The following is a 16677-nucleotide window of genomic DNA, read 5'->3' on the forward strand; positions in this document are numbered from 1 at the left end:
GCTCGTATTCTAAAGAGTTCCGGGGCCCTGTCAATGCGGCCTCGGCCGGGGAAGAGAGATCGTGACGAACGCTGCGGATCGGTTGGTCGCCAAGATGCGCGAGGTGGGCAATGCGGTGGTGGTGGGGATCGACCCGCGACCGAGTCAATTTCCGAGGGAAATCGCGGAGCGGTTCCCGAAATCGGCCGAGGGGATCGCGCGGAGCCTGCTGGCGTTCGGGGAGGAGATTCTGGGGGTCGTGGCCGGGAAGGTGCCGGCGGTGAAGTTCCAGTCGGCGTTCTATGAGGAGTTTGGGCCGGCGGGGGTGGCAGCCTTGCACGCGAGCGCGGCCGACGCGGCGCGGCGCGGGCTGTTCGTCATCATCGACGGCAAGCGGAACGACATCGGCTCGACGGCGGAGGCGTACGCGAGGGGGTATCTCGGGCATCCGCCGGTCGACGAGGAAAAAGGGCCGGCCTGGCAAGGGGATGCGCTGACGATCAACCCGTATCTGGGGAGCGACGGGATCGCGCCGTTCGCCAGGGTGGCGGGCGAGCGGGGGCGCGGCCTGTTCGTCCTGGTGAGGACGAGCAACCCTTCGGCCGGAGAGTTCCAGGATCTGATCGCAGACGGGAAGCCGGTGTACCGGCACGTGGCCGATCGGCTGGTCGGGTGGGCCGAGCCGCTGAAGGGGGAGTCGGGCTATAGCGCGATCGGCGCGGTGGTGGGGGCGACCTATCCGGAGCAACTGGCCGAGCTGCGGGAGGCGATGCCGGGCATCTTCTTCTTGATCCCCGGCTATGGGGCCCAGGGGGGGACGGCCGCCGACGTGGCCGCCGGGTGCGATGCGAGCGGCCTGGGGGCGATCGTCAATTGTTCGCGGGGGATCATCTTCGCGTACGAGCGTCCCGAGCTGCGCGATCGGTTCGGGGAGGACTGGCGCGCGGCGATCGGCTACGCGGTCGAGGAGATGGTCGAGGATCTGGCGAGCAACACGCCGATGGGCAAGTTGAAGGGTTGAGCGGCGAGGCCCCGGGGGCCGGGAGGCCTGGCTCGGTCCCCGGGGTGAGGCGGGGTTCGGTGCGGTCGAACGGGACGCGGATGAGGCTCAGAGCTGGGGGATCCCCCCCCTGCGGGCGAGGCGGACGACGGCGACGGTGCCGACGCCGAGCAGGGCGAAGGGCATGGCCAGCATCAGGACGATGCTTCGGGAGAAGCCGGAGGCGAAGTCGCCGCGATCGCCCGCCGACTCCTCGACGGCGAGGCCCGACTTGCAGTTCGGGCAGGCCGAGGCGGGGGGAGTCGCCGCGAGGGGAAGCAGGAGCGCGGCGGCCAGCAGGGCGAGGCGGAAGATGGGCCGAAGGGGCATGGTCGGCTCCGAAAGGGCAAGCAGGGTCGGTTCAGAAGCCCGCGACCGCGGGGGCGGCCGAGGAGAAGTCCATCTGGTAGAGCATCAGGTAGATGACGACGCCGGTGATCGAGACGTAGACCCAGATCGGGAAAGTGGCCTGGGCGATGACGCGGTGGCGGTCGAACCGCTTGCGGAGGGCGCGGACCACCGTGATCAGGATCATCGGCACCATGACGACGGCCAGGATGGTGTGCGACAGCAGGATCGAGAAATAGGTCGGCCGGGCCGGGCCGACGCCGGTGAACTTCACGCTGCCGACCTGGGCATGGTACACGAGATAGCAGGCCAGGAAGACCGCCGAGAGGGAGAGCGCGGCCACCTGGGCGATGGTGTGGCCACGGACGTTGCCGGAGCGGATCAGGATCCAGCCGAGGATCAACAGGACCGCGCAGGCGCCGTTGAGCGTGGCGTTGACGGCCGGGAGGTCGCGAGCCCAATCGGGGGCCGAGAGGTAGGCGAGGCGCTCGCGGAGGCGCTCCATGCCCGGCTCGTCGCCGATGTCGAAGACGCCGACGACCCGGTTGCCGCGGTCGACGAGGGCGAGCTTCGTGCTGTGTAAGATCGCCTCGGCCCCGGAGGCGAGGTCGTCCTCGGTGGCCTCGGCGACGCTCTGGAGGAAGCCGCGCTCGACGAAGGCGTAGGTTTCTTCTTGAGGGGCGGTGAGGAACCACCAGCGGTCGGGGTCGGCCCCGTAGCGGCGGGCGAAGTCGGTGAGGACCTCGGGGGTGTCGTAGTCGGGGTCGACCGTGATGCTGACGAGCCGGACGGGGGAATCGGCGGGGAGTTCGGCCTGGAGTTTGGCCATCTCGGCCGAGATGCGGGGGCAGCTCGACGGGCATCGGCTGAAGACGAAGGCGGCGACCCAGACGCGGTCGGCCAGGTCGGCGTCGGTGACGTCGCGGCCCGAGCGTTCGGTGAAGGAGAAGGAGCCGAGGGAGCTGGCGGCCGGGCCGAGATCGTAGCCGGCGCGGGTCGGCGGGTTCGGGTCGGTCTGGACGAAACAGACGAGGGCGGAGGCGGCGACCGTCGCCAGCACAATGCCGATGCCGATGCGGTAGGAGCTGCTCACGTCAGGATGCTCGCGGAGGCGAGCCCAAGTGGGTGTTGGGGGCGAAATCGTGGGGCAAGAGTCAGGAGCGTGGCGAGGCAATCGGAGGGGGAAAGGGCAACGGCTTCGCCGCGTTCTTGAAGCATTGTACGAGGCGCGGCGAGTGTCAGGGGGCGGAAGAAGAAGGGAGCAGATTGGCCGAGGAGCTGCAGGCCGAACGTCCGGTCAGGGTTGCGGGTCAGGAGCGGCGGCGGCGATGGGGGCGGCGGGGTTCGGGTCGGGCTCGCCGGGGGGCAGGGCCATGTCGGGGACCAGGCCGAGGACGGTGACGGTGGCCAGGAAGGTCGTCGGGACGAGCACGAGGTACTTCCAGCGCCCTTCGAACAGGAGGTGCATGAAGAAGAGGCCGACCAGCCCGGCCTTGACGACGGCGATGGCCATGAGGCCGCCGATCAGGACCCAGGCCGAGGCGTCGGCGAGGGCCTTGGCGTAGAAGTACTCGGCCATCGTCAGGAGGAGCAAGGCGAGGAAGACGCGGAGGTAGACCTTCACGTGAGAGGTGTGCTCGGCCTGGCTGACGACGATGGTCGAGGGGGTTCCGGTGGGGTCCATGGGCGCCTGTCCTCCGAGTGTTTCATCGGCCGCAATGCGTGGGAGCCGAGGCCGAGGGGCCCCAGCCGATTCTCCCCGGGGGGCCATCCTCAGATCAGGTAGACCACGGTGAAGAGGATGATCCAGACGAGGTCGACGAAGTGCCAGTAGAGCCCGGCCAGCTCGACCGGGGCGTGATTGTGCTGGGTGTAGCCGCCGAAGAGGGAGCGGAGCCAGATGATCGTCAGGGCGATCACGCCCCCGGTGACGTGGGCGCCGTGGAAGCCGGTCATGGTGAAGAAGGCCGAGGCGAAGAGGCTGACCGACGGCCGGAAGTGCCCCGTCTCGCTGACGCCGACCGAATAGTGGTGGCCGGTCATCAACTGGTAATATTCGTAGACCTGGATGCCGAGGAAGGTCGAGCCGATGAGGACGGTCGCCAGCAGCCAGAGGGAGAGCCGGACCTTGTCGCCCCGCTGGATGGCGGCGAGGGCGAGGACCATCGTGACGGACGAGCAGATGAGGATGAACGTGTTGATCGCCGTCAGGTCGATGCTCAGCGGGTTGACGAGGACCTGATACGGCTCGGGCCAGGCGTACGATTCGAGGCCGTCGATGCGGACCTCGGCCCCGAGGGCCTGGAGGCGTCGGTAGAGGTCGCCGACGTCGGCGGGGCCGTAGGGCGAATCGACCAGGACGACGGCGGCGCCGAGGTCGTGGGCGGTCTCGACGAGGTGCTCGACCTCGTCGATCGGGCGGCCGGTTGCGTCGTGGATGGCCTCGACGACGGCCTCTTCATCGGGCCCGGCCTGGACGAGGACGACTCCCTGCGCGTCCCGACGGTTGGTCAGGTCGGTGCCGGGGGAGAAGAGGTTGCTGTACGAGGCGGGTGGGCTGCCCGCCCGGAGGACGACGTACGAGCCGATCAGGCCGGTGAAGAACATGACCTCGGTGGCGAGGAAGAGCCACAGGGCCACCTTGCCGGGCGTGGCGGGCGGGGGGCTGGGGTGCCCGGCCTGCCCGGCGGAGGGGTGGGCGTGATCGTGAGGAGCGCCGGTCGGTTCCTCGCCAAAGGGGGGTGTCTCGGCCATCGGTCGTTCCGTTGCATTGCGTTGCGTGGGGAGACCCGGAGCGGGCCGGGCACGTCGCGTCTCGTGTCGAGCCCGGACGGAGCAAGCACGTCGTGTCGTCGTCGTCTCAGGCCGGCAGCGGGTTGAGCAGGAGCAGCAGGAGGATCGCGGGCAGGTAGAGGAACGAGGCCCCGAGCAGGCGTCGGGCGGTCGCGTCGGACACATGCTGCCAGAAGCGGACCGCCCCGGCCAGGTAGTAGAGGCCGAGCAGCATCGCCCCGACGAAGTAGAACGGCCCGGCCAGGCCGATCGCCACGGGCAAGAGGCCGACCGGGACCAGCACCAGGGCGTGCCCGACCGCCTGTCGAGCCGTCAGGACGCCGAACGGATCGACGCAGGGGAGCATGCGGTGGCCACCCCGGGCGTAGTCGTCTCGGTAGATCCAGGCGATCGCCAGGAAGTGGGGGAACTGCCAGAGGAAGACGATCAGGAACAGGGCCCAGGCCTCGATGCTGAGCTGCCCGGTGGCCGCCGCCCAGCCGATGACCGGCGGCAAGGCCCCCGGCACCGCGCCGATGGCCGTGTTCAGGGTCGTGACCGGCTTGAGCAGGGTGTACACGAAGGCATAGAGGACGAAGGTGACGCCCGCGACGGCCGCGGCGATCGGGTGCGGCCCGATCGCGAGGACGGCCAGGCCGAGCGCGGTCAGGGCCGAGCCGAACAGGGCGGCATTCCTCATCCCGATCCGGCCGCTGGGCAAGGGGCGGCGGGCGGTCCGGCGCATCCGGGCGTCTCGGGGTCGCTCGACGACCTGGTTCCAGACGCTGCCGCCCGCGGCGACGAGGCCGGTGCCGAGCAGGGTCGCGGCCAGCCAGAGGGGGGACGACCCGCCCCGGGCGCCGAGCAGGTAGCCGACGGTGACGGTCACGAGGACGAGGAAGACGATCTTCGGCTTCGTCAGGGCGATGTAGTCGTCGAGAGCCCGGGGGGTGGCCGAGGCCGACGCCGACGCCCCTCGATCGCGCGTCACCTCGACGGCGACGGGGAGCGGGCGGGGTCGGGCATCGGCGGCCGGGGGAGCCATGGGGGTGGCCGTGTTCATCGGATCGCGGCCTCCAGGTCGCGCGGAGCGGGGGCGGTCGGGTTCAGGGACGATGCGGCGGCCCGGGGCGATCGGAGCTGGCGGGACGCCCGGAGGGCCAGGATGGTCGAGGCGGCGAGCAGCAAGGCCCCGTTCGCCTGGTGGGCCGTCCGGACGACGGCCTGGCCGCGGGTGACCGGGCGGGGGATGCCGTCGAACGGGCGGAGGACCCACCACGAGGCGATCCCGAGCGTCACCTGCACGACGACCAGGGCGATCATGGCCCGGGCCGATGGCACCAGAGCAGGATACACGGCCCGCCGCCTGATGACCATCCACGAAACCGCCACGACCGCCAGCAGGACGACGACCGCGAGCGTGCTGTGGACCTCCAGGCCGAGGCTCCGGTGCCGCAACAGCGCACCGGCGACGATCTGAGTATACACGAGGACCGCGACGCCGAGCGTCCACCCCCGCAGGCCGAGGGCGTCGGCCGTCTTCGGCGTGGGCGATTGCCAGCGGCGCCCGGTGACGACGCAGAGGGCGACCATCAGGGCGAAGAAGGCCTGCCCGGTGCAGCCGTGGACGGCGGCCAGGTCGGTCGAGTTGAGGCGGACCCGGTAGCCGCCGAGGGCCCCCTGGATGATGACGGCCGTCAACGCGAGCCAGCCGAGCGCGGGCAAGCCTTTACGCTCGATGACCGCGTACCAGAGGGAGAGCAAGGACCCGGCGACGCCGAGGGCGATGATGACCGCCAGGAACGACTCGGTGCCGGCCAGGGTGATGAGGCCGAAGGCCAGGGCGACCGCCGCGACGACGGCGACGCCCGCCGCCCGCCAGGTGCGCCGGCCGGCCGCTCCGGTGAACCAGAAGGCGAGGATGATGCAGCCGATCCCGGCGAACGAGCCGAGCAGGCGGTGGGCGTGCTCGATGTAGACGCCCCAGGAGGCCGTCCAGAAGTTGTAGACGAACATGTTGATGCCGAACGTCGTCGGCCAGTCGGGCACGGCCATGCCGACGCGGTAGGTCGTCACCAGGCCGCCGACGAAGAGCAAGGGCCAGGTGACCGCGGCCGCCAGGAGCGCCACCCAGAAGGGGCCGGCCCGGTAGGGGGTCGGCGTGCCGGGGGAGCCTGATGATCGGGGGGAGTCGTTCGATGCGTCCATGGAAGGGAATTTGGTTCGGCTCGGGTCGGACCGGGCGGAGGAAAGGCCGGGGAGAGGAATCGAGGGGGGCGCCGGCCGTGTGTCGCGTCGGGCGCCGGCCGGCGCGAGGATCCGCCCGGCGACGGGGCGTCGATCAGGCCATGACCGAATCGAGCGGCTCGGAGTCCGAGGGCCGTGGTTCGGTTTGCGGCAGGTAATCGGCCTCGAATTCGGGCAAGCTGTACTCGTAGGCCGGGTGGTAGACCGTCGGGATGCGTTCGAAATTGTAGTGCGGGGGCGGCGAGGCGGTTTGCCACTCCAGCGAATTCGCGTACCAGGGGTTCGCCGTGGCCCTGCGTCCGGCGACCAGGCTCGCGAAGAAATTGTAGACGAGGATCAGCTGCGTGACACCCAGGCCGAGCGCGCAGATGGTCATGAACTGGTTCATGCCGATGATCGCGTCGTTGTTGAACAATTCGTAGCCGGTGTAGTCGGCGTAGCGGCGCGGCTGGGCGTGCATGCCGACGATGTGCATGGGGAAGAAGGTGCCGTTGAAGAAGAGGAACGAGAGGGCGAAGTGGATCTTCCCGAGGGTCTCGTTCATCATCCGGCCGAACATCTTCGGGAACCAGTAATAGAGGGCGGCGAAGATGCCGAAGGTGCTGCCGCCGAACAGGACGTAGTGGATGTGGGCGACGATGAAGTAGGTGTCGTGGATGTGGATGTCGACCGGCGTGGCGGCCATGAAGATGCCGGAGAGCCCGCCGATGACGAACATGGCCACGAAGGCGATGGCGTTGAGCATGGCCGAGGTGAAGTGGATGCTGCCGCCCCACATCGTGCCGAGCCAGTTGAAGGTCTTGATGGCCGAGGGCAGGGCGATGAGCATCGTCGAGAGCATGAACGTGGCCCCGAGGGCCGGGTTCATGCCCGACTGGAACATGTGGTGCCCCCAGACGATGAAGCCGAGCAGGGCGATCCCGCCGACGGCGAAGACCATCGGCTTGTAGCCGAACAGGGGCTTGCGGCTGAAGGTGGAGATGATGTCGGAGACGATCCCCATGGCCGGCAGGATCATGACGTAGACGGCCGGGTGGCTGTAGAACCAGAAGAGGTGCTGCCAGAGCAACGGGTGGCCGCCGCCGACGCGCTCGGGCCCGCCGGCGACCGACCAGTCGGGCGGGGTGAAGAAGTTCGTGCCGACCGTGCGGTCGAGCAGCTGCATGATGAGGGCCGAGGTCAGGACCGGCAGCGCGAACGCCTGGAGCAAGGCGGTGACGAACATGGCCCAGACGGTCATCGGCATCCGGAAGAGGGTCATGCCCGGGGCGCGGAGCATGAGGATCGTCGTGATGTAGTTGATCGACCCCATGAGGGACGAGACGCCGGCGAAGAGCAATGCCATCAGCCAGATCGTCTGGCCGTTGAGCGAGCCGGGGGTCGACCAGAAGAAGCTGGCGAGCGGGGGGTAGCCCGTCCAGCCCGCCTCCGACGCCCCGCCGGGGACGGCGAAGGAGTAGAGGATCAGGGCGAAGGCCGGCCACATGAACCAGTAGGAGAGCATGTTCAGGGTCGGGAAGGCCATGTCCCGCGCCCCGATCATCAGAGGGATGAGGAAGTTGCCGAAGGCCCCGGTGAGGATGGGGATGATCACGAAGAAGATCATGATCGTCCCGTGCATGGTCACGAGCTTGTTGTAGAACTCCGGCGGCATCACGCCGTCCTGGGCGCTCCAGAGCAGGTCGCTCAGGTGCGGCATGTCGGACCAGGGCCAGGCCAGTTGCCATCGGATCGCCAGCGCGAGCAGGCCGCCGATGACGAAGAAGATCAGGCCCGAGAAGAGGAACTGGATGCCGATGATCTTGTGGTCGGTCGAGAAGACGTAGCGCAGGAGCGGGTTGCGCGGGGCCGGGTGGATGTGCTCGTCGTGCCCCGGGGCGTGGCCGCTGGACGGGATGACGCCGGGGGGGTGGCCCGAGTCGGGGCCGGGAGAGACGGGGTCGGGCGACGAGGGGGCCGGCTGGGGGGCGCCGGAGGCCCCCGGCTTGTCGGTCGGCCCGAGATCCTGCGGGTCGGTGCTCATTGGGAAGATCACTCCACTCGGAGGCCGGAAGCGGCGGCGACATCGGCCGAAGCCGGGGAGGCGGTCGGGTCGCTGCGCTCTTGCTCGCGGAGCGACTGGGCCATCCACTCGTCGAATTCGCCCTGGGATTCGTGGACGACGACCTGGGCACGCATCTTGTAATGTCCCCAGCCGCACAGCTCGGCGCAGAGCAATTCGTAGCGGCCGGCCTTGCGGGCGTCGAACAGGACGGGGATGGTCATGCCCGGCACGGCGTCCTGCTTGATCCGGAGCTGGGGGAGGAAGAACGAGTGGATCACGTCCTCGGCCTTCAGGTGGATGATGGTCGGCTCATCCTTGACGAAGTGCAGGTCGTTGACGGTGTGCAGGTCGTCCGGGGTCCCGAAGCGGCCGTCGGGGCCGGGGTAGCGGATCTTCCACTGGAACTGCCGGGCGGTGACCTCGGCCAGGGGGCGGACGTCGGGCCAGGTGCCCTGGAACTTGACGTCGGCCCAGGCCCGGAGCTGATAGAGGGCGATGAAGACCAGGATGGCGGCCGGGATGACCGTCCAGACGATCTCCAGGCGGAGGCTCCCGTGCGAGTAATGGGCCCGCCGGCCCGGCTGGGCCCGGAACCGCCAGAGGACGACCACCAGGGCGATGGCGACGCCGACGAACGTGACGCCCGTGATGATCAGCAGCAGGATATAGAGGTGGTCGATCTGGCCGGCCGCGGTGGAGACGGTGGCCCGCATCGAGCCGCCCGGCTCGACGACGGCGGAGAGCGCCTCGCCGGCCATCGTCTCGAAGCGTTCGAGCCCGGAGACGGCCCGGTCGATCGCCTCGGACCCCTCGGGGGTGCCGAGGAGGTCTCGGGCCTCGACGACGGCGGCGCGGGCCCGGGCCGCCTGACTTTCAAGGGCTCGCGATCGGGTGGTGAGGAAATTGGATTGGATCGCCTGCCCGAGGAGGGCCGACTGGCGATCGAGCCAGGCCCGGGTTTGGTCGAGCGGCTCGAGCCGCTCGGGGTCGGCCGGCTCGTCGAGCCCTCGGAGCGGGACCAGGGAGGAGGCGAGCCGGGGGGCCTGGGCCTGGATGCCCTCGAGCGTGTCGATGGACTGGGCGTTGGTGGCCCGATAGCTGGGGAGCCACCAGTCGTCGTCGAACGGGGCGTAGACGAACGTCGCGGTGACGATCGCCGAGACCAGGGCGAACAAGACGCTCCAGTATCTCACAGGCAAACTCCCGAGGTCGGGGACCGCGAGGGGACCGGGTTCCAGGAGGACGGGGCGACGGGAGGTCCGGCGACCTCGGCGACTCGGACGTTGGGGCGAAGCGGGGGCATGGCGAGGCTCGGGCAAACAGGGTCAGCGGGCCGCCGTCGAGGCGGCGCCGGGGATGACGTCGGCCCCGAGCTTCCGGACCCGGTCGGGCCGGAGCAAGTCGGGCTGCTGCGGCAGGGCGAGGACGAAGTTGACCAGGTTCCAGAGGTCGTCGGGGTCGCTGAGGGCCTGGACGTGCCCGGGCATGGCGGTGCCGGTGATGCCGGTGGCGATCCGCCAGTAGAGGTCGATCGGCCGACGCCCCCCCTTGTAGACCCCCTTGTTCAGGTCAGCCGGGCGGAGCGGGTCGCCCCACTCGTCGCTCCAGCGGCGCTGCTGCTCGTCGGCGATTTGCTGGAGGGTTTCGAGGGTCGTCTTGTCGGTGGGGTCGTAATTCTCGAGGAAGACGTAGCGGTTGAAGGTGTCCGGGTCGATCCAGCTCGGGCCGTCGCCGGTCCCCTGGGAGCCGTGGCAGCCGGCGCATTCGAGCTTCACGTCGCGGGAGACGCCGAGGAACAGGTCGCGGCCCCGTTCGATGCTTTCCTGAGTGGGGGGGACGCGGGGGGTGATCGGCTCGACCAGGTTGAGGCCCTCGAGGGCCTCGGTCCAGCGGGCGAAGATCTCGAACTCGGCGATGTCGCCCACCTCCTGGCGGAAGAACTCCAGCCCTTCCTCGTCGGCGAACTCGCTGTCCTCGTAGAAGGAGGCCTCTTCGAGGATCATCTGCTCGACCTCTCCGCGGTAGGTCAGGAACAGGACATAGTCGATGACCTGTTCCATCTCGACGTCGGTCATCTGGGCCTTGAAGGCGGGCATCGAGGTGCCGTCGATGCCGTTGTGGAGGACGCGGCGGAGGTCGTCGCGGGTGGGCTTGTCGCCGTACTCGGTCGAGGTGAACTTGTAGAGGCCGCGGCGGTAGTCGCGGGGCCTCGGGTAGAGGAACGCGGCGGTCGGCCCCTGGCCGTCCCCGGAGATGCCGTGGCAGTGCAGGCAGTGGCGCTGGTAGAGGGCCTGGCCGCCGGCGATCGGCACCGGCTTCTCGGAGCCGGCCGGGTAGTAGACGACCGGGCGGATGTCCTCGGGGTCGTCCCCTTCCCGGACCAGGCCGGCGAGGTAGCGGCCGCCTTCGGGGAGGCCGGAGCCCTGGGGGACGCGGAGCAAGGCGGGAGACTCGCCGAACATCTCGTCGACGATGGCCTCGACGGCGCGCCGGGCGTTCGGTTTCTCGGCGAACTCCTCGCCGTCGAGGCGGGGGTTGTGGGCGAACTCGACGGGTTCCGACGCACTGCAGCCGGCCAGGGCAATCAGGCCGATGATCCAGAACTGTCGCCACGCGATGGTCACGCGCGATTCCTCCCCGGTGATCCGGCCGGCCATCGTGCGATCCGGTTCCGGGAGGAACCGGGCCCACGGGGGCCGGACCTGTCGTCGCTCTACGCGGTGTTCCGAGCCGTTCATGGAACGGAGAAAAACAAAGACGTCACTGTCTCGGGCGGAATGGGGGATTGCCGACCGCCTCAGGCGGGAAAGGCCGGGCAGCGGGGCCCGACCATGTGGTCAATCCTATCGGGCAAGGGGACGTCCCTCAAGGCCCGATCGAATTTCGAAGCGTTCGGTCCGTTCAACATTTTCGGCATGTTCAGGCAAATCGGCAAGAATGACGGACGAACCGGCTCAGTTGGGGCCCGGGCCGCGACGATCTGCGTTTGATGTGAGGACTTACCACGAATCCAGCCCTGGCCCGGTCGCGAAGGCTCCCCCGTCCCGGGTGTTTGCCCGGCCGGAGGCGGAGGGAGGGGCGGTGCGACCGCGAGGGGGACGATCGGGGGGCTACTGGGCGGGCTGCCGAGGGGCGTCGGCCGCGTTGGTGATGGTCCTGCCCTTGCTGGCGATCTACGAGGGAGGGATCGCGGCGCTCGGCGGCGAGGCGGCCCTGCGGGCCGGGGTCGATGCCTGGATCGGCCGCCTGACGCCCGACCGGTTCCGGGTGCCGGACTGGGCCCCCTCGGCGGTGCTGGCGCTGGGCCTGATTGCCTGGCGGATCGCCGAGCCGGGGCGGTTCCGGCTCGCCTGGGTGCCGCTGGCGGCGGTCGAGTGCCTGGTGCTCGGGGCCGGGTTGCTCGCCCTTTTCCGGGGGTTCGATCCCTGGTTCGAGACCGCGGGGGGACTCGTGCCGCTGGAGGTCGCCTCGACTGCCGAGATGGGCCCGAAGGCGGGAGAGGTCGTCGGCCTGGTGGGGGCCGGGATCTTCGAGGAGGCGGTCTTCCGGCTCGGCCTGCTGGGGGTCTGCTACGCGGCCTTGCGCATCCTGCAGATGCCGAACGTGCTGGCGACGGCCCTGGCCGTGAGCGGCTCGGCGTTGGCCTTCTCGATGGCGCACCATGTGGGCGAAACGCCCGGGGCGTTCTCCTGGTCAATCTTCGTATTCCGATGGCTGGCAGGGGTTTACTTCGCCTGGGTGATGATCCTGAGGGGGTTCGGCATCGCCGTTGGCACGCATCTCGCGTACGATCTGCTGGTGATGGTCGACCCCTGGGCAACGTAACCGGTCGGTCAAGGGCGAACGCTGAGGGATTGCCGACCGGATCGTTGGGTGATTTGGAGCGACGTTTGAGGACGAAGAGCGTTGAAGATTGTCCACCTGTCTGACATTCACATCTGGCGCTACTCGATCAACCCGGTGAAGCTCTGGGGCAAGCGGGCCGTGGGCATGGCCGAACTGTTTACGGGGCGGGCGAAGAAGTTCCGGCTGGAACGGATGGAAGATGTCGTCGAGCGGGTCAAGTCGATTCGGGCCGATCATCTGCTGATCACGGGGGACCTGACGACGACGGCGCTTCGGCGCGAGTTCGATCAGGCCAGAACGGCCCTGGAGCCGTTGCTCGACGAGCCGGATCGGGTGTCGGTCCTGCCGGGCAATCATGACCGTTACACCTCGCATTCGGTCCGGACGAGGGCGTTCGAGCGGGTCTTCGGGGAGTTTTCGCCGACGAATGCGTTCCCGTGGCTGAGATATCTCGATGAGCGGACGGCGATTCTGGCGCTCGATGCCACGCGATCGCACCTCTCGGCCACCGGAAGGCTGCCGGAGGAGCAGTTCCGGCAGGCGAGGGCGCTGCTGCAGGAGGCCAATCCGAGGCCGAAGCGGCTCATTGTTGCTTGCCATTACCCGGTGGCCGCGCCGGAGGCGTATCGGGCGGAACTGCGGAAGAAACGGATGGTCAACGCGGCCGACGTGGCGCGTTGGCTGCGTCGGGTCGGGCCGCACCTGTACTGCAATGGCCATGTGCACGCGGCCTGGGCGCACCGGCCGCACGAGGTGCCGGAGCAGCTCAACCTGAACGCGGGGGCCCCCCTGCTCCGCGACCCGACCGGCCGACGGCCGCCGGGGTTCCTGGAGATCGACCTGACGGAGCAATCGGTCACGGTCAAGCATCACGCCTGGACCGGCACGGACTGGTCGATCATGCCGATGGTGACGGATTTGCGCCTGTTCGGCGCCCAGCCGAGCACGGTGCCCCGGGATTAAGGGCCGAACCCGATCCAGAGTCATCGTCTGGGAGATGTCGGGTCAGAGTCGACGCCAGCGGATACCATGATCTGCGGCGAGCGGGTCGGCGGCGTCGGGGCCCCAGGAACCTGCCTCGTACGAGTGGGGCGGAGGGGCGTCGGGGCGGTCCCAGGCGTCGAGGATGGGGGTGATGAACTGCCAGGCGGCCTCGACCTCGTCGGTCCGGGTGAAGAGGGTCGGGTCGCCGAGCATCACGTCGAGCAGGAGCCGCTGATAGGCCTCCGGCGCGGGCTGGGCGAAGGCGGTGCCGTAGCGGAAGTCCATGCGGACCGATCGGAGGCGGCGGCGAGAGCCGGGGATCTTGGCCTGGAAGGCGAGGCTCGTCCCTTCCTTCGGCTGGATGTTGAGGATGAGCTGGTTGACGGACGAGCCGCCCTCGGTGTCGGCCTCGAAGAAGTTGGTCGGGGGGTTCCGGAACTCGATGGCGATCTCGGTCGCCCGCTTGGGGAGGCGCTTGCCGGTCCGGAGCACGAAGGGGACGCCGGCCCATCGCCAGGTGTTGAGCATCACGCGGAGGGCGACGTAGGTCTCGGTCGTCGAGTCGGGGGCGACCCCTTTTTCCTGGAGGAAGCCGACGACGTCTTCCCCCTGGAGCGACCCGGCGGCGTACTGGGCGCGGACGACGTGCTGGTCGACCTGCTCGGGGGTCCAGCGGGGGAGGGTCTGGAGGATCTTGACCTTCTCGGTGCGGACCGAGTCGGCCGAGAGGTCGACGGGGGGCTCCATGGCCACGAGGCAGAGGAGCTGCATCATGTGGTTCTGGACCATGTCGCGGATCGCGCCGGCGCCGTCGTAGAAGGCGCCTCGGCCGCCGGCCATGCCCTCGCGCTCGGCGACGGTGATCTGGACCGAGGCGATGTGGCGTCGGTTCCAGATCGGCTCGAAGATGGCGTTGCCGAAGCGCAGCGCGAGGATGTTCTGGACGGTTTCCTTGCCGAGGTAGTGGTCGATCCGGTAGATCTGCCGCTCGTCGAGCACCGACTGGAGTTCGCGGTTGAGCTGCCGGGCGCTTTGCAGGTCGTGGCCGAACGGCTTCTCGACGACGACGCGGCTCCAGGGGGCGTCCTGGTAGCCGGGGTAGATCAGGCCGGCGTCGCCGAGCTGGGCGACGATCGGGGCGAAGAACTCGGGGGCGACGGCCAGGTAGAACAGGCGGTTGCCGCGCGTCTCGTGCGAGCGGTCGACCTCCTCCAGCCGGTCGCGGAGCCTGGCGAAGGAGGCGGGGTCGTCGAGGTTCCCCTCGACGAAGACGAGATGCGGCGCGAAGCGTTGCCAGGCGGTCTCGAAGTCCCGGCCGTCGTTTTCCTTCGCGAGGGTCTCCCGGAGGTTCTCCCGGAACTCGTCGTCGCTCCAGGGCCTTCGGCCGAATCCGACGACGGCGAAGCCCGCGGGCAGCTCTCCGGAGAGGGCCAGCTCGAACAGGGCGGGGGCGAGTTTGCGGTGGGTCAGGTCGCCGGTCGAGCCGAAGAGGACGATCGCGCACGGGTCGACGGCCGAGGTTTGCGGCAGGTGTTCACGCAAGGGGTTCGCGTTGCCGTCGTCAGGGCTCGATGCCGACATCCGTACCGCCTCCGGGCTTCGTGGAGTCTCGCTCGCGGGGGGAGCGTGGTTCGAAGTGTACGCCAGATCGGCCGGTCGCTTCAAGCGGATGCATCGTCGGGCGAGAGCCGCTCAGGCGATCGGTCGTCGGCCGGCGAGGTTGATCCCGTTGCCTTGCCCCTTGTGGAAGTACTCCTGGCGGAGGGAGAGATCTTCGATGTCCACCAGGCCGGCCTCCTGAAACCAGGAGGAGACCTCCTCGAGGGTATGCCTTGAGGCGTACTTCGGCGCGTACCAGTCGAGGGTGTCGCAGACGCGGACCTCGGGGTCGGGGTGCATCGAGACGCCGATGGTCAGGACGTTCAGGGCGACGCCGAGGCGGGCGACGAGCCGGTTCGGGCTGTTCATCAGGCGACGCTTCAAGGCACCGATCGGGGCGGTCCAGCGACTCAGGGTCTCGAGGACCGGGACGGGGAGGCGGGTCGAGACGGCGCGGTGGGCCTCGATGATCGCCTCCAGGGCGGGACGCTCCTTCTGGTAGACCCAGATGGCGATCCGGCCTCCGGGCTTCAGGCATCTGGCCAGCGAGAGGAAGGCGCGGCGGGGGTCGGGGGTGTGGTCGAGGACGCCGAGGGAGTAGATGTGGTCGAACGCCCCTTCGGCCAGGGGCAGGCGGAAGAGATCGGCGCGGAGGAGGCCGACGGTCGGCAGGTCGGCGTTCAGGTCGCGGGCGGCCCGGACGGCCTCGCTCAGGTCGATGCCGACGACGCGGGCGCCGGCCTCGGCGGCGACCCGGACGTAGCGTCCCATGCCGCAGCCTCCGTCGAGGATGAGGGAGCCGGCGAGTTCGGCGTCGGTCAATCCGGTCCGGTTGCGGAACGTCGCACGGTCCTCCTCGGGGCGGAGGATCCGGTAGCGGTTCCACTGGAGGGAGTAGGTCGAGATGGTGCGCGACTGGGTGAGCTCGGGCATCGTGCGACGGTTCCGAATCCGGTGCGGCCGGGATGGATCACGGGTGCTGGGCGTCTCGTTTTTCCTCGGCGGCGCTGCGACGGAGGTATCGCGGTTCGAGGGTCCAGGGGTCGGCCCGGTCGCCGTCGGCGAGGGCCCGGGCGGCGAGGCTGAGCAGGGCCTGCCCGTCGGGCCTGGCCTGCTCGGGGGGGCCGATGGAGGCGTGCTCGGGGAGCATCGCGGCGATGCGATCGGGGGTCGGGCAGAGGACGAAGCCCCCGGTCGGGAGTCCGGCGGCCCAGGCCTCGGCCGGGATGATCTGATCGGGGGCCTCGCGGAGCAAGGGGCTGCCGGTAGCCTCGCGACGAAACGAGGCCGAGAAGAGGTCGCCGCGCTGGGCATCGATCGCGGTGACGACCCGGAGGGCGTCGGTCGGGGCGTTCTGGGCGAGGATCTCGAGGGTCGAGAGGGGGAGGATGGGGCATCCGACGGCGAAGGCGAGCGTCTTGGCCGCCGTCACCCCGACGCGGAGGCCGGTGAACGACCCCGGCCCCACGGCCACGGCCACGGCGTGCAGGTCGCGCGGCCGCAGGTCGGCGCGGCGGAGCAGGTCGCGGATCGCGGGGACGAGCAGGCGGCCGTGCCTCGGGCCCGGCTCGGGATGCTCGAACAGCGATCGGCCGTCGAGACACCCGAGCGCGACGGCCGAGTGGAGCGTGGAGGTGTCGAGGGCCAGCAGGTTCACCGGGGGAGTTCCTTCGGGCGCGGATCGGGCGATCGGGGAGGGGGCCGACGCATCCTGGCATGCGGCCCCGGCTTGGGCTTGACCCTCCCGCGTCCCTGGTTCTACGATACCCTATTCTGACCCTCAGCGAAATTCAAACGGAACCGGTCTCCGTCCGCGCGA

The 16677-nt window shown here is 69.5% G+C and carries 15 protein-coding genes; 3 read left to right on the forward strand and 12 right to left on the reverse strand.

Annotated features, from left to right (window positions below; translation table 11 throughout):
* The first annotated feature begins 61 nt into the window (after positions 1-61).
* Positions 62-1000, forward strand: coding sequence for an orotidine-5'-phosphate decarboxylase (pyrF, locus tag AB1L88_RS10510; protein ID WP_367096608.1), 939 nt, complete (start codon positions 62-64; stop codon positions 998-1000).
* Positions 1001-1087: 87 nt separating this feature from the next.
* Here pyrF and AB1L88_RS10515 read toward each other — a convergent pair whose 3' ends face one another.
* The 9 genes from AB1L88_RS10515 to AB1L88_RS10555 form a co-directional block, all read right to left on the reverse strand.
* Positions 1088-1348, reverse strand: a complete 261-nt coding sequence (locus AB1L88_RS10515; RefSeq protein WP_367096609.1) for a hypothetical protein — start codon at positions 1346-1348, stop codon at positions 1088-1090.
* A gap of 31 nt (positions 1349-1379) precedes the next feature.
* Positions 1380-2459 carry a DUF420 domain-containing protein gene (locus tag AB1L88_RS10520; protein ID WP_367096610.1) on the reverse strand — a complete coding sequence of 360 codons (1080 nt, stop codon included), beginning with the start codon at positions 2457-2459 and terminating at the stop codon, positions 1380-1382.
* Between the two features lie 204 nt (positions 2460-2663).
* On the reverse strand, positions 2664-3050 hold the full coding sequence (locus AB1L88_RS10525) for a cytochrome C oxidase subunit IV family protein (RefSeq protein WP_367096611.1): 387 nt from the start codon (positions 3048-3050) through the stop codon (positions 2664-2666).
* Between the two features lie 89 nt (positions 3051-3139).
* Positions 3140-4120, reverse strand: coding sequence for a cytochrome c oxidase subunit 3 (locus tag AB1L88_RS10530; RefSeq protein ID WP_367096612.1), 981 nt, complete (start codon positions 4118-4120; stop codon positions 3140-3142).
* Between the two features lie 106 nt (positions 4121-4226).
* Positions 4227-5201, reverse strand: a complete 975-nt coding sequence (cyoE, locus tag AB1L88_RS10535; protein ID WP_367096613.1) for a heme o synthase — start codon at positions 5199-5201, stop codon at positions 4227-4229.
* The gene (locus AB1L88_RS10540) at positions 5198-6346 is read right to left on the reverse strand and encodes a cytochrome oxidase assembly protein (protein ID WP_367096614.1); all 1149 of its coding nucleotides are present in this window, start codon (positions 6344-6346) and stop codon (positions 5198-5200) included. The genes cyoE and AB1L88_RS10540 overlap by 4 nt, the downstream gene beginning before the upstream one ends.
* Before the next feature lie 133 nt (positions 6347-6479).
* Positions 6480-8408 (reverse strand): cbb3-type cytochrome c oxidase subunit I, encoded by a 1929-nt coding sequence (locus AB1L88_RS10545; protein ID WP_367096615.1) that lies wholly within the window; start codon positions 8406-8408, stop codon positions 6480-6482.
* 8 nt (positions 8409-8416) lie between these two features.
* Positions 8417-9622 carry a cytochrome c oxidase subunit II gene (locus AB1L88_RS10550; protein WP_367096616.1) on the reverse strand — a complete coding sequence of 402 codons (1206 nt, stop codon included), beginning with the start codon at positions 9620-9622 and terminating at the stop codon, positions 8417-8419.
* 132 nt (positions 9623-9754) lie between these two features.
* A complete protein-coding gene (locus AB1L88_RS10555) occupies positions 9755-11053 on the reverse strand; it encodes a cytochrome c (protein ID WP_367096617.1) in 1299 nt (432 codons plus the stop codon).
* Between the two features lie 457 nt (positions 11054-11510).
* Between AB1L88_RS10555 and AB1L88_RS10560 the strand changes: the two genes are divergently transcribed.
* Both AB1L88_RS10560 and AB1L88_RS10565 read left to right on the forward strand, forming a co-directional pair.
* Complete coding sequence (locus AB1L88_RS10560; protein WP_367096618.1) at positions 11511-12254, forward strand: CPBP family glutamic-type intramembrane protease; 744 nt, start codon at positions 11511-11513, stop codon at positions 12252-12254.
* Between the two features lie 81 nt (positions 12255-12335).
* The gene (locus tag AB1L88_RS10565) at positions 12336-13238 is read left to right on the forward strand and encodes a metallophosphoesterase (protein ID WP_367096619.1); all 903 of its coding nucleotides are present in this window, start codon (positions 12336-12338) and stop codon (positions 13236-13238) included.
* A 42-nt stretch (positions 13239-13280) separates the two neighbouring features.
* Here AB1L88_RS10565 and zwf read toward each other — a convergent pair whose 3' ends face one another.
* From zwf to tsaB, 3 genes are all read right to left on the reverse strand, one after another.
* Complete coding sequence (zwf, locus tag AB1L88_RS10570) at positions 13281-14840, reverse strand: glucose-6-phosphate dehydrogenase (RefSeq protein ID WP_367096620.1); 1560 nt, start codon at positions 14838-14840, stop codon at positions 13281-13283.
* Between the two features lie 111 nt (positions 14841-14951).
* Positions 14952-15791 carry a class I SAM-dependent methyltransferase gene (locus tag AB1L88_RS10575; RefSeq protein WP_367096621.1) on the reverse strand — a complete coding sequence of 280 codons (840 nt, stop codon included), beginning with the start codon at positions 15789-15791 and terminating at the stop codon, positions 14952-14954.
* 37 nt (positions 15792-15828) lie between these two features.
* Entirely contained in the window at positions 15829-16515 is a 687-nt protein-coding gene (tsaB, locus tag AB1L88_RS10580) for a tRNA (adenosine(37)-N6)-threonylcarbamoyltransferase complex dimerization subunit type 1 TsaB (protein WP_367096622.1), read from the reverse strand.
* Positions 16516-16677 lie beyond the last annotated feature (162 nt).

The sequence above is a fragment of the Tautonia sp. JC769 genome (genome assembly GCF_040717455.1).
Classification (GTDB): Bacteria; Planctomycetota; Planctomycetia; order Isosphaerales; family Isosphaeraceae; genus Tautonia.